Here is a 13551-nt window from a genome sequence, read left to right on the forward strand (position 1 = left end):
CTGGATTCAGATTGCATCGCCACCAAAAACAAGTCACGCTCATAATTTTACGCAATTTTGTGAATTATTTTCAGGTCGCTCGCCATGAGACTTACCCTCGATCACCTTGTGATGTTGCAAACCCTGGCGCAGGTCGACTCGGTCACGGCCGTTGCCGAGCGCTTATGGCTGACGCCCTCGGCGGTCAGCCACCGCCTGCGCGAAGCCGAACGGCGACTGGGTGTGGGCCTGACCGAAAGATCAGGCGGCAAGCTGCGGCTCAGCCCTGCCGGCGTGCGCCTGGAACGGGCCGCCAAGGACATCATCGCGATACTGAACGAGGCCGAGTCCGAAGCCCGGTCGATGGCCGGCGGCGTCACCGCGTTCGTGCGCATGGGGGTCACCTCCTATGGCCCGTTTCGCTGGATTCCAAAGTTCATCAAGCACTACTCGAGCCTGCGCCCGGACATCGAAATCACCCTGGTGACCGTGCCCCGCAACGACGTGTACGCCAGCCTGATGCAAGGCCGGATCGATGTGTCCATCATCGATGACGGCATGGTGCCCAGCGGTGTCGCCAAGCTGCCGCTGTTTCGCGACGACCTGATCGCGATCATGGCCACCGACCACCCCCTGGCGGACAGGAAAAATATCTACGCGCAGGACTTCAAGACCTACAACCTGGTGACCTACTCAACCGATCGCGCCAGCGGCTGGGAATACGACCGCTTCTTCGCCCCTGCCAGCATCTTGCCGCGCCGCATGATCACCGTGGAGCTGATCGAAGCCATCGTTGAACTGGTTCGCTCAGGCTACGGCATCAGCATCCTGCAACGGGACCTGGTGAGCCCCAGCCTCGAGCGCGGAGAGCTTGCGTGGGCGGCACTGAACGACGGCCTGGACATTGCCTGGAACGCCATCGTTCGCCCCTCTGAACGGCAGGACAGCGAGGTCAACAGGATGGTGATGGAGCTTGAGACCTGGATCAAAAAAGTTGAAAAAGGCTGATCGCTGGTAATGCTTCACGGCAGGCAGCAACCGGCCGATTCTGTTGAAAAAGTCGGATTTGCAGATCACCTGCGTCCATGCAACGACGCAGCACTTCATTGAACAGCCAGCGAAACAGACCGCTGCCCCGAAAACGGCCGTGTCGATTTTTTGGAAAAGGCCGAGTGATTAGGGGATTTCATCCTAAGGCTTAACCGGCAGAACCAGCGATACGCCAGGTTTAAATGGGTCTCTTCGCACGACCGCCGCTCGGAGCGAATACCTTAGCAGTAGCCCACGTTCAACATGAATGCAGAGATTTTGCCGCAGGCCAGACAGGGGAGTTACTTTTTCAACAGAATCGGCCAAGGGCAGTCTTTCGTGCTTTCACACCCAAGCGCATTTTGTATTCAACGGTTCTTTTCCCATTGGTCATTACTCATTGCCAAACGAAAGCCGAGATGCGACATGGAATTCATAGGATCAGCACCCTGCCTGGCGCTGGTGCGAAAACTTGTGCAGTAGCTGTCGCTACAAAGAAAAGATCCGCCTCGGATTACACGTTGCGGTGCATTGGCCGTCACCCCAAGTTCAGGGTCATAGCTGTCGGAGGGCCCCACTGGGTTTACCACTGCTTCACCCGCTGGTTGACGTTTGAGGCCAACTCTAAATGCATCGGCACGATACCAATCGGCGACCCATTGCCAAACATTCCCGGACATATCGTAGAGTCCGTAGCCGTTAGGTTGGTAACTGCCTACCGGCTTGGTGCCAACCTTGAATTTATTACTGGCTCCGGTCACTGGAAACGGCTGTATCTCATCCCAGGTATTCGCCATCTTTTCCCCACCGGGTGAGAAGTCACTCCCCCACGCATAATTCGCCTGTTCAAGACCACCTCTTGCGGCGTACTCCCATTCAGCCTCGGTCAGCAGACGTTTATGCGCCCACTTTGCGTACGCCTCTGCATCTTCATGTGAAACTTGCACGACCGGATGGTTTTCCTTGCCCTCAATGGTACTGTCCGGGCCCAGCGGGTGACGCCAGTCAGCCCCCGGGACAAACGCCCACCACTGGCTGAAGTCATTGAGCGGGATAGGTCTGTCCGTGCCGACAAAAACCATTGCGCCAGGCACCAGTTCGCTGTCATTGGGCTCAGGCGTCCCTGGTGGCAGCTGGACTTTAAGGTCTTCCCATTCGGGTTTGCGTTCGGCGGTGGTGACGTAATGAGTTTCAGAAATGAAACGGGCGAAATTGGCGTTGGTGACGTCGTAACGGTCGATCCAATACCCTTCAAGTCGGACCTTGTGCGCCGGCCCCTCATTGTGACGAGCCAGCTTATGATCGCTCCCCATCAAAAATTCGCCCGCAGGAAGCCAGACCATTTCCCGCGGGCCATTTTTCCCATCACCCAGCGTCAAAGGCTTAGGGCCGCGAATGTGCTGAGATACCGCAAACGCCAGGCAAATCGACACGATCCCGGCACAGACGATGGCGGTAGCAAAATGCGGTTTCCTGATAAGCATTTGCGCCCCTCTCGCATACAGTCTGCGGCCGATGCTGAACCTGCCTGATATCAAGATCAGGTATAGACAGCACTCCTCCAAAGTCAACGGCCACTCGGATCAATGTTGAGATGGACTGGCGAGAGAAAAAAACGGTTCTACACTCCGAGTCTGGGGTTCGGGGGTTTACAGGAGCTGGCCATGGCCATTGCACACTGGAATAAACCGTTATGGCTGAGCCAGCGCATCTGTTCAGGACTGGCCGTTACCTTGCTTGCGTTCTCTTGTGCCAATGCAACGACACAAGAAGTCAACGGCACGCCCGGCTCTCCCAGCGCGACCACGACCATCGATGGACGATACCTCCCTAACCCTCCAGCGGCATTCGGCGGCGTTATCAACCTCGACGCCGCGAACTCCACGCCCTACTGGACACCGACCGTCGTCCCGCCTAAAGACGCGCCCAATGTAGTGTTGATCATCACCGACGACGTCGGTTTTGGCGCGCCCAGTACATTCGGCGGCCTTATCCCCACGCCCGCCCTGGATCGCGTCGCGGCAGCCGGATTACGCTTCACGCAATTCAATTCGACGGCACTGTGCTCACCGACACGCGCGGCCTTGATTACCGGGCGCAATCACCATTCCGTCGGCTTCGGCATGGTCACGGAAACATCAACCGGATATCCCGGCTACAACAGCGTCATCACCAAGGACAAGGTGACCATTGGCAGAATCCTCAAGGACAATGGCTATGCAACGTCGTGGTTTGGCAAAAACCACAACACGCCGTCATTCCAGGCCAGTCAGGCCGGTCCGTTTGATCAATGGCCCATTGGGATGGGCTTTGATTATTTTTACGGTTTCATGGGTGGAGAAACCAGCCAGTGGCAGCCGGGCAATCTGGTTCGCAACACCACGCCGATCCATCCTTACGTCGGCAAACCGGGGTGGAACCTCATCACCGCGATGGCGGATGACGCGGTCAGCTACGTCCATGAGTTGAACGCGCTCGATCCGAAGAAGCCTTTCTTTCTTTATTACGCCCCTGGCGGTACTCACGCGCCACATCATCCGCCCCCCGAATGGATTGACAAATTCAAGGGCAAATTTGACATGGGTTGGAATGCCGCGCGCGACCAGATTTTCGCCAATCAGAAGCGCCTTGGCGTGATCCCGGCGCAAGCCAAACTCACGCCGTGGCCTGACTCCCTGAAGAAATGGGATGAACTGTCGGCGGACGAGAAAAAATTGTATGCCCACCAGATGGAGGTCTACGCAGCCTATCTCGCGTACACCGATAACGAAATTGGCCGGGTGATCCAGGCAATCGATGACATGGGCAAACTCGATAACACGCTGATTATCTACATCAGTGGCGACAACGGCGGCAGTGCCGAAGGCACCCCTAACGGCACGCCAAACGAAATGACCACCTTCAACGGAATCGACGTATCGGTTGCCGACCAGTTGAAGTATCTAGACGCTTGGGGGTCGGACCAGACGTATCCGCACATGGCCGTGGGCTGGACCTGGGCCATGGATACCCCCTTCAAGTGGACCAAGCAAATTGCATCGCATTTTGGCGGCACTCGCCAAGGCATGGCCATCTCCTGGCCGAACCGGATCAAGGATGCCGGCGGGATCCGTAACCAGTTCCACCACGTCATTGACATCGAACCGACGATCCTGGAAGCCACAGGCATTGATGCGCCGCTGCAAGTTGACGGCATTGCGCAAAAACCTATCGAAGGCACGAGCATGGCTTACCTCTTCGACAAACAGAGTGCCGAAAAGCCTTCTACACGCACCACCCAGTATTTCGAGATGTTTGGTTTGCGTGCGCTTTATCACGAGGGCTGGATGGCTTCAACGACACCCTTCCGCGCACCTTGGGACCTCACCGCTCAGCCACCCAAGGACATCGTCAATGGCGTCAATTGGGAACTGTACGACATCACCAAGGACTGGACACAAAACGACGATATTGCAGCCACCAATCCCGCAAAACTCAAGGAGCTACAGGACTTGTTCTGGGTGGAAGCAAACAAGTACCAAGTGTTGCCGCTCGACGCTTCCGGCTCGGCGCGCCTCCTTGCACAGAGGCCGAGCATCGTGGCCGGACGGAGCGAATTCGATTATCTGTCGCCAGTGACCGGCATTCTTCCCGGCAACGAACCCAGCATCTTGAACAAGTCCTACGTCATTACGGCTGACATTACTGTTCCGGAAAATGGCGGCGACGGTGCGCTGGTGACCGATGGTGGCCGCTTCGGTGGTTACGCCCTCTACCTTCTAAAAGGCAAGCCGATTTTCAATTACAACCTTGAAGGCGTTGCGCGCTTCCGCTGGGAAGGGACCGAGGCACTTACTCCCGGCAAGCACAGCATCAGCTTTGACTTCAAATATGCCGGGCCGGGATTCGGCAAAGGCGGCACCGGCGTACTCTCAGTGGATGGCAAGCAACTGGTCAGTCATACGATTCCGCACAGCGTCCCATTCGTCTTCGGTGTCGATGAAAGCTTCGATGTCGGCTCCGATACCGGCACCCCCGTGGATGACAAGGATTACCAAGTGCCGTTTGCGTTCACCGGCACACTGCACAGACTTACAGTCAAGCTCGAGCCTGCACAGTTGAATGCCACGAGCAAGGAAGTAGCTCAGAACAAGGTCGGCAACAAAGACTAGGAATGCGCGCAGATCATCTCTAACGGGATGATCTGCGACTACCAGCGAAAACCGCTGATTGCCAAAGTAAACAGAATCCGAAAATAGCTCACTCGGTCGAAGGGACGGATGCTTTGCTGCCCAAGCGAATGAGTTCATTGGAGAAACACAGGCCGACGATGATCAGTGCCGCTCCCGCGTACAGGCTTTCGCGCGGTACTTCATTGAGCGCCACAAACGCCAGCAGCGCGGCGAACAATGGCTCGGTCAGCTCCAGCGCTTGCACTTGGGATGGCTTGAGGTACTCGATGGCCTTGGTGGTGCAGAAGAAGCCCAGGATTGTCGGCAGCGTGGCCAGCGCCAGCAGCGCGGCGATCGCCAACGGCGACAACTCGCCGATCGCGAAACCATCGGCCGCAGCCGGCATCAGCAGGTACAGGCTGCCAAAGAACAACAATTGCCGGGTGAAATGCAGCCCACCCGACACTCCCATACGCTTCATGGCAACCGAAAAGGCTCCATAGCCGGAGCCGGCCATACAGGCGAGCGCAGCACCTTGCAGGGTAAAGCCCTGCTGCAGGTCACCGCCGAAGATCACCGAGATCCCGGCGATGGCAAGTGCGGCGCCAACGGTAGCGTTCGCGGTGATGGCATCCTTGAGGAAAATGCGCGCCAGAATGATCGAGGAAATTGAGGCGCTGGCCATCAGCACCACCACCACACCCGCCGCAGCGTAGTGTCGATAGGCGGACGTTTCGAAATGGAACAGCACGAAGATGCCAAGGAATGCGCAGATAGCCGCCTGAGTCCATTTGGTCGACGCCGCCGGGCGCTTGAGGAAAAACAGTAAGATCGAGAGAAGCACGCAACCCAGTACGGTCTTGATGACAGCGACACTGCTCGCGGTGAAACCATTACTCATGAGTACTTTGCTGAGTACACCGATCGTTGCGTTCAGCGCCGCAGCGCAGAGTGCAAATATGAGGCCTTTGCTGAAAGTAGATTGCATTGATGACGATCCCTGTCGCTGAATTGTCGTTGGATGGAATGGCGGGGCTAACGGCTTTGTCGCCCCCCAAGGTAGAAGTCAGAGGGCCTGGCCCTTGGCTATGCAATATGAGTTGACGAACATTGCAGTGTGCTGCAAAGACTGACGTATATCCGGTTTGGCTATTCCATGCCTGTTGGCAAATTGCTCGACCGGCGCAGTATCAAAACGAGTGGTCTGGATAAAGTCCAAGGCTTCGGGTTTTGTATTCAAAAACCGCGCGACCGGAGGAATACTCAGTAGCCACTTCAGCAATCGGAGTGAAACGTAGTGCTTGGGAGACTTTAAAGCCAAAGGTTGTGCCACCTGTACCAGGAGTTCTCGCAAGTTGGGCGTTTGGCCATCGAGCGCCAGCAGTTCCTGGCCCACCATGGCAGGATCAAAAGCACAAACCGCCACCAGCTCAACCAGGTAATCGACGGTGACCAGTGGCAGCCAGTGCTCGGCCGTACCGGGCACTGCCGTCAGCTTTCCCTGCACAAGGTTGCGTATCAGCTCTACCAGCGGCTGACCGTCCAGGATATGCCCCGTGCGGCTGTGACCACAAACCGTCGCAGGGTGGACAACGGTAATCTCCCCGCCCTTGGCGGACATGACCTCCAGGGTCGCAAAATGCGCCTCCAGCTTGCTCCCCTCGTAACCACCGACATGTCGGTAGACGGCAGGCCAATTCGTCAGCTGCGGATGACGAGGATCAATTCCGATGCGTTGCAGATGTTCATGATTTTTCAGCATGTAGCCGCCGATCATCACTAACCGGCTTTTTTGCTCAGCCGCCAACAGCGCCACGCGCTTTGCCCCTTCCACGTTCACCGCACGAGAATGCGCCACTGAAAGCCCCCATGCGAAGTGGGCGCCCAGGTGGAATATGACATTGGCGCGCCTTAGCACTTCTCGGTCGGCAAGACTCAACCCGAGGTTGTCCCGTTCCAGATCGCCAGCTACGGCAAATACCCGGGTCGCGCATCCTCCCAAATTGTCGACTTGCTCCCGCAGTGCAGCGAGTCGCCCTGGGCGACGCATTAACACCCGAATGGTGTGACCTTTTGCACTCAGGTGCGCCACCAAATGTTGACCGATGAAGCCAGTACCCCCCGTGACAAAGCACTCCACGCTCATTTCCCTGTTCCTTGTTTAAGGTGAGAAACCAAGCGTAAACTATCGACCCAACTCTACAGTCAAGCGGTGTTTCCATGAAAATCGGCGAGCTCGAGGCCCGCAGCGGTGCCAGCCGTCATACGCTGCGTTACTACGAGCAAATCGGCCTGATCTCACCGCTGCGGCAAACCAACAATTATCGCGTTTACACAGCGCAAACGCTTCAGGATCTGGATTTTATCCAGCGCGCGCAAAGCATGGGGTTTTCCCTGGGAGAAATAGGCGAGATTCTGGATGCGCAGCGCAACCAGCTGATCGATTGTGCTGATGGCGCTAAGCTAATTGAAAAGAAGATGGCGGAAATCAAACAGAAAATCGCCAACCTCCAAAGCATTTATCGGTATCTGGATGAAGAGCGTGCAAACCTCGAGGCCAGTGCTGCCAAGCAACTTGAGCTTCAGCAGTTGAACAACTCTTACTGAAGTGCCTCCGGGCGCGAAAAGGGGACCGAAAGGGGCGGATTTATTTCTTCACTCCAACCGTCCGCTTTGGCCGATAGCTGCCCTTGGCATCCGTCCACGTCGGATCAATCGCAACCTTCCCCACAGGCAACACCATCGCCCTACAGCGTCATGATCGGCCGCAACAAGGCCTGGCCTTCATACAAGGCGGACAGATAACGCTCGCGCATTTGCTCCACGGTCATTCGCGACGCATGGGTGGTGAGCGTCAAGGTGGCCTGCAACTGCCCTTCGCGATCAATCAACGGCACGCTCAGCACCCGCATGCCCACTTCGTATTCCTGATCCACAAGAACGTAGCCACGCTGCGCCGCCACGGCGATTTCGGCGCGGATCTGTTTTTCATCGGTGAGCGTGTAGGGGGTGATCGCCTGGGGCGGGTTGCGTGCGAAATACCCGTCCAGCGCTTCGCCAGACAAACTCGCCAGCCAGAGCCGGCCACTGCCGGTGCAATACATGGGCACCCGTGAGCCAGGCCGGATCGACATCGAGGTGATGTGGCTGTAGCGGCTGCGCACCACATGCACGATGTCATCCCCGTCGCGAATGCCCACCGACACATGCTCCTGGGTGGTTCGCGCCACCTGTTCGACGATCGGCCGCAGCATGCGCGGCAGCACGGCCGAATCGACATAGGCCTGGCCAATGCGCAGGGTCTTGGCGGTCAGCCAATAGAAACGACCATCGGTCTGCGCGAAGTCGTCATGCACCAGCGTCAGCAAAAAACGCCGGGCAGCGCTCTGCGTCATGTCGGCCATGCGCGCCACCTCCGGCACACTCAGGCGCGGATGTTCTTGGGAAAACAGTTGCAACAACGCCAGGCCTTTTTGCAGGCCGACGATCAGGTCCCGTTGATGGATGGTGGGCTGCTTCATCGCGACGACTCTAATTCAGGCAGATAATGCGATTATCGCACTGATGCTGCGATTATCAACTTAAACGCCTGGCAGCCTGATTGTCCGCTCCCCTCCCCGCTCGCACTATCGGCCCCACAACACAGCCAATAAGCGGGTACATCAAATGATTCAGGGTTCGACTGAACTGGTCGCCATCGTCGGCTCGCCTGTGACACAGGTCAAATCGCCGGAAAACTTCAACCACTGGTTCGCTGGGCACCGGCAAAACGTTGCCATGCTGGCCATCGACCTTGCGCCGAGCGCCCTGCAGAACTTCGTCGAGACCTTGCGTGGCTGGCAGAACCTGCGCGGCTGCGTGGTCACCGTACCCTACAAACAGCTACTGGCCGGCCGCCTGGACAGCGTCAGTGCGCGCTCGGCGGCGCTGGGTTCGGTCAACGTGATCCGGCGCGAGGCCGACGGCCGGCTGGTGGGCGATATCGTCGACGGCGAAGGTTTTCTCAGTGCGGCGCGCCAGCAGGGTTTCAATCCGCAAGACAAACAGGCGCTGGTGATCGGCACCGGCGGTGTCGGCAGTGCGATTGCTTATTCACTGTGCCAGGGCGGGATCCGTCATCTGGTCATCAGCGACTTGAGCGCGGAGCGCGTCGAGATGCTCGGCGAACTGTTGCGCGACACGTTTCCCGAGACAGTGATCAGCGCCAATCCCTCCTCGCTTGAGCACTTCGATCTGGTGGTCAACGCTTCGCCGGTCGGCATGGACGCCACCAGCGATGAAGGTCCGCTGCCATTGCCTCAAGGCCTGATGCAAAGCTTGCAAGCGTCGACGCTGGTTGCCGATGTCGTGACTTCGCCAGCGGTGACGCCGTTTCTCGCCTTCGCCCGAAGCCGCGGTTGCCCGATCCAGACCGGCCCGCAAATGGCCCTGGCGCAACTGGGCAACCTCGGCCACTTCATGGGCGTGACACCGCTGCAGATCTGATCTGCGGCCGTGTCCTTAACAGGCGATAGACAATGAACATGACGACTACCCAGCTCCCTGCCGTTGCCGACCGGGTCTACGACGTGATTGTCCTGGGCAGCGGCGCCGCCGGTTTCGCCGCGGCAGTGACCGCCAGTTGCCGCGGCCTCAAGGTCTTGCTGGTGGAAAAGACCGAAACCTTCGGCGGCACCTCGGCGATCTCCGGTGGCGCGGTCTGGCTGCACGACACCGATCAGGCCCGGGCCGCCGGGCATCACCTGGGCGCCGACGAAATGCGCCGCTACCTCAAGGAGGTGATCGGGGCTGGCTACAACCCGGCGCTGATCGACGCCTTCATCGACAATGGCCGCGAAGCCTTGAGTTTTCTGCAGGCCAACAGCGAACTCAAATACAGCCTGCGGCCACTGTCGCCCGACTATTACCCGGACTTGCCCGGTGGCACGCAAACCGGTCGCGCCCTGGAAATCGACGAGTACGACGGGCGCAAGCTCGGTGAGCACTTCAAGGACCTGAAGCGGCCACCGGACGGCATGCTGCTGTTCGGCGGCATGATGGTCAATCGTGTCGACATCCAGCACTTCCTCAGCTTCAAGCGCTCGCCGCAATCGCTCTGGCACTGCCTGAAACTGATGGGCCGATATGCTATCGATCGTCTCAGCCATCCACGCGGAACGCGCCTGACCGTAGGCAATGCCTTGATCGCCAGGCTGGCGACCACCGCCTTCTCCAACGGCGTCGACTTGTGGCTCGAGGCGACGCCCGACGCGCTGCTGATCGAACAGGGACGCGTGGAGGGCGTGCAGATCACCTGGCGCGGACAAACCCGCAAGGTATTGGCCAAGGGCGGTGTGGTACTGGCCATGGGTGGATTTGCCGCCGGCGCCCAAGCCGCGGGGCAGCGGCCAGCGACCGACTCGGAACACTGGAGCATGTCCCCTGCGGCCAATGTGGGGGACGGACAACGACTGGCCGCTGCGGTCAACGCGGCCATTGGCGACAACCTGTCGGCAAACTTCTTCTGGGCGCCGGTTTCGGTCCTGCGCAAGGCCGACGGCAGCCTCGAGCGTTTTCCCCACCTGGTGACCGATCGGGCCAAACCCGGTGTGATCGCAGTCAACCGCGCCGGACGACGTTTCGTCAACGAGTCGGACTCCTATCACTGCTTCGTCCAAGGCATGTTCGCCAACGGCGGCGCGAATGCGCCCTGCTGGCTGATCTGTGACAGCGAAGCCTTGAACCGATACGGCATGGGCCTGGCCCGTCCGCGGCCGGTCGACAACAGCGCATTGATCGAAGCCGGTTACCTGCTGCGCGCAGACAGCCTCGCCGAACTGGCCCTTATCGCGGGCATCGATGCCACGGCCCTGGAGCAGACCCTGACGCAGTTCAACGCCGATGCAGTGCTTGGCGTCGACCGGCAGTTCGGCAAAGGCAGCAGCGCCTACAACCGCTACATGGGCGATCCGCTCCATGGACCCAACCCGTGCCTGAAGCCGCTGCACAAGGCGCCGTTCTACGCCATTCGCCTGTTTACCGGCGACCTCGGCTCCGCCCGCGGACTGGTCACCAACGGCCAGGCCAACGTGCTCGACCGCAGCGGTGCACCGATCCCCGGCCTGTACGCCGCCGGCAATGAAATGAATTCGATCATGGACGGCACCTACCCAGGCCCTGGCATCACCCTCGGCCCGGGCATCACCTTCGGCTACCTCGCCGCCAGTGATATCGCCGCCCGTCTTGAGCACAACACACACCCACACGCCCAAACCGGAGCACCGCATGTACTACGAACTGCGCACCTACACGATTAAACCGACCCGCCTTGGCGACTGGCTGGCCCTGTACAAAACCGCGGCACTGGCCGTGCAACAAGAGCACCTGGGCAACCTGGTCGGTTTCTTCACCACCGAAATCGGCGAGGTCAACCAGGTGGTGCACATCTGGGCCTATACCAGCCTCGACGATCGCATGAACCGCCGCAACGCCATGGCCGCCGATCCGCGCTGGCAGGACTTCGCCAGGCAGAACAAGGCGCTCGACGCCGTGGTGACGCTGGAGTCGCGCCTGCTGCGCCCGACCGACTTTTCACCGTTGCAATAACCGTCCTTGTAGGAGCGAGCATGCTCCTACAGTGCAAAGCCCAAATATGGAGGTCGCCATGAGCGTCTTGCCGTCGATGAATGTCGACGACCTTATCTGTGATGTCCTGGTCATCGGTTCCGGCGCCTCGGGCCTGGCGACTGCCGTCACCTGTGCTGAGCTCGGCCTCGACGTCATCGTGGTGGAAAAAGAGCCGGTGCTCGGCGGCACGAGTGCCTGGTCGGGCGGCTGGCTGTGGGTCCCACGCAACCCGTTGGCAGTCGCCGAAGGCGTCGTGGAAGAGCTCGAACAGGCGCGAATCTACCTGCGCAACGAGCTGCACAGCGATGTGCTCGACCCGCGCATGGAGATGTTCCTCGAGCAGGGCCCGAAGATGGTCGAATTTTTTCAGCGCCATACCGAAGTGCAGTTTTTCTCCGGCAGCAAGATGCCAGACTTTCATGCCAGCGAAGGTCATGCCCGAGGCGGCCGCTCGCTCTGCGCGCTGCCATTCGATGGTCGTCGACTGGGTCCGTGGATCGACAAGCTTCGGCGTCCGCTGGACCTCATCAGCCTTGCCGGAATGGGCATTGCCGGCGGCGCCGATCTCAACCACTTCCTCAACGCAACCCGCTCGGCAAGTTCACTGCTGTATGTCGGCAAACGCCTGTTGCGCCATGCCCGGGACCTGATGTGCCACGGCCGGGGCATGCACCTGGTGAACGGCAATGCCTTGGTCGCGCGGCTGTTGAAAAGCGCCCTGGATCGCAACGTCCGCCTGCTGACCGATACACAGGTAGGTGAGCTGCTGCGCGAGGACCAACGTGTGGTCGGCGCGCGTATCGACCGCGGCGCAGGCCTGCTCGAGATCCGTGCACGACGGGGAGTGGTGATGGCCTGCGGCGGCTTCCCCCACGACCGGCAACGTATTGCCCAGCAGTTCGCCCACGCCCCTGATGGCAGCGCACACTTGAGCGCTGCCCCCAAGGGCAATACCGGCGATGGCTTGCGCCTGGCTGAAAGCGTCGGCGCTCGCGTCGCCTGCGACCTGGCGCAGGCCGCTGCGTGGGCACCGGTGTCTCGCGTGCCGCGCGAGGACGGCGGCTTCAGTGGCTTTCCACATTTGATGGATCGGGCGAAACCGGGTTTTCTCGCCGTGCGCCGGGATGGTCGACGCTTCGTCAACGAAGCAGACTCCTACCATGACTACATGTGCGCACTGTTCGACGCCTGCGGACCGGGAGAAACCCCGGTGTCCTGGTTGATCTGCGACCATCGCGCCCAGCGGCGCTACGGTTTGGGCTGGTCCAGGCCCTTTCCCTTCCCGACAGCGTCCTATGTGCGCATGGGCTATCTGTTCAAGGACTCGACCCTGGCAGGACTGGCACGCCAGTGTGGGATCGATGCGCAACAACTGCAGGCCACGGTCGACACGTTCAATCAGTTTGCCGAGAAAGGCTGCGATCCGCAGTTTCGTCGCGGTGAGTCGCTGTACAACAAAAACCAGGGGGAAATCCTCCACGGTCCCAACCCGTCCCTTGGCAGCCTGCGCCAAGCCCCCTTCTACGCCGTGAAGCTGGTGCCTGGCAGCCTCGGCACCTTCGCCGGGCTGCACACCGACGCCTGTGCCCGGGTACTGGACGACAATCAAGCGCCGATTCCAGGACTGTTCGCCGTGGGCAATGACATGAACAGCATCATGAACGGTCATTACCCCAGCGGCGGCATTACCCTCGGGCCGGGCATGACGTTCGGCTACATTGCAGGAAGAACACTGGCAGGCTCAGCGGCGTGTCGATGAGTGCAACATCAAGCAGATGCCGGCCAG

11 protein-coding genes and 1 pseudogene are annotated in these 13551 nt (G+C 59.5%); 7 read left to right on the forward strand and 5 right to left on the reverse strand.

The window, feature by feature from the left end:
* The first annotated feature begins 84 nt into the window (after window positions 1-84).
* Window positions 85-987, forward strand: a complete 903-nt coding sequence (locus QLG10_RS14725; protein ID WP_110752415.1) for a LysR family transcriptional regulator — start codon at window positions 85-87, stop codon at window positions 985-987.
* A gap of 67 nt (window positions 988-1054) precedes the next feature.
* On the opposite strand, the pseudogene QLG10_RS14730 reads toward QLG10_RS14725, so the two are convergent.
* Together QLG10_RS14730 and QLG10_RS14735 are read right to left on the reverse strand one after the other, a co-directional pair.
* Window positions 1055-1274: pseudogene (locus tag QLG10_RS14730) on the reverse strand (transposase); the annotation flags it as partial.
* 102 nt (window positions 1275-1376) lie between these two features.
* Window positions 1377-2492 carry a formylglycine-generating enzyme family protein gene (locus tag QLG10_RS14735; RefSeq protein ID WP_188263622.1) on the reverse strand — a complete coding sequence of 372 codons (1116 nt, stop codon included), beginning with the start codon at window positions 2490-2492 and terminating at the stop codon, window positions 1377-1379.
* 180 nt (window positions 2493-2672) lie between these two features.
* Between QLG10_RS14735 and QLG10_RS14740 the strand changes: the two genes are divergently transcribed.
* A complete protein-coding gene (locus tag QLG10_RS14740) occupies window positions 2673-5159 on the forward strand; it encodes an arylsulfatase (protein ID WP_282487601.1) in 2487 nt (828 codons plus the stop codon).
* Window positions 5160-5247: 88 nt separating this feature from the next.
* Here QLG10_RS14740 and QLG10_RS14745 read toward each other — a convergent pair whose 3' ends face one another.
* Both QLG10_RS14745 and QLG10_RS14750 read right to left on the reverse strand, forming a co-directional pair.
* Entirely contained in the window at window positions 5248-6147 is a 900-nt protein-coding gene (locus QLG10_RS14745) for an EamA family transporter (protein ID WP_282487602.1), read from the reverse strand.
* Window positions 6148-6225: 78 nt separating this feature from the next.
* Window positions 6226-7305, reverse strand: a complete 1080-nt coding sequence (locus tag QLG10_RS14750) for an SDR family oxidoreductase (RefSeq protein ID WP_282487603.1) — start codon at window positions 7303-7305, stop codon at window positions 6226-6228.
* A gap of 74 nt (window positions 7306-7379) precedes the next feature.
* On the opposite strand from QLG10_RS14750, the gene QLG10_RS14755 reads away from it, so the two are divergent.
* Window positions 7380-7766, forward strand: a complete 387-nt coding sequence (locus tag QLG10_RS14755) for a MerR family transcriptional regulator (protein ID WP_110752405.1) — start codon at window positions 7380-7382, stop codon at window positions 7764-7766.
* Between the two features lie 140 nt (window positions 7767-7906).
* Here the strand turns inward: QLG10_RS14755 and QLG10_RS14760 are convergent, their stop codons facing one another.
* Complete coding sequence (locus QLG10_RS14760; RefSeq protein WP_110752403.1) at window positions 7907-8680, reverse strand: IclR family transcriptional regulator C-terminal domain-containing protein; 774 nt, start codon at window positions 8678-8680, stop codon at window positions 7907-7909.
* Between the two features lie 145 nt (window positions 8681-8825).
* Here QLG10_RS14760 and QLG10_RS14765 point away from each other — a divergent pair, with 145 nt between their 5' ends.
* Genes QLG10_RS14765 through QLG10_RS14780 form a run of 4 tightly spaced genes read left to right on the forward strand, consistent with a single transcriptional unit; the run spans window position 8826 to window position 13524 of the window.
* The gene (locus QLG10_RS14765; RefSeq protein WP_188263627.1) at window positions 8826-9644 is read left to right on the forward strand and encodes a shikimate dehydrogenase; all 819 of its coding nucleotides are present in this window, start codon (window positions 8826-8828) and stop codon (window positions 9642-9644) included.
* 32 nt (window positions 9645-9676) lie between these two features.
* Window positions 9677-11455 carry an FAD-dependent oxidoreductase gene (locus QLG10_RS14770; RefSeq protein WP_282487604.1) on the forward strand — a complete coding sequence of 593 codons (1779 nt, stop codon included), beginning with the start codon at window positions 9677-9679 and terminating at the stop codon, window positions 11453-11455.
* Entirely contained in the window at window positions 11424-11744 is a 321-nt protein-coding gene (locus tag QLG10_RS14775) for an NIPSNAP family protein (RefSeq protein WP_020800477.1), read from the forward strand. The genes QLG10_RS14770 and QLG10_RS14775 overlap by 32 nt, the downstream gene beginning before the upstream one ends.
* 58 nt (window positions 11745-11802) lie before the next feature.
* Complete coding sequence (locus tag QLG10_RS14780) at window positions 11803-13524, forward strand: FAD-dependent oxidoreductase (protein WP_282487605.1); 1722 nt, start codon at window positions 11803-11805, stop codon at window positions 13522-13524.
* The last annotated feature ends 27 nt before the right edge of the window (window positions 13525-13551 follow it).

This window comes from Pseudomonas sp. V98_8 (genome assembly GCF_029967975.1).
Classification (GTDB): domain Bacteria; phylum Pseudomonadota; class Gammaproteobacteria; order Pseudomonadales; family Pseudomonadaceae; genus Aquipseudomonas; species Aquipseudomonas umsongensis.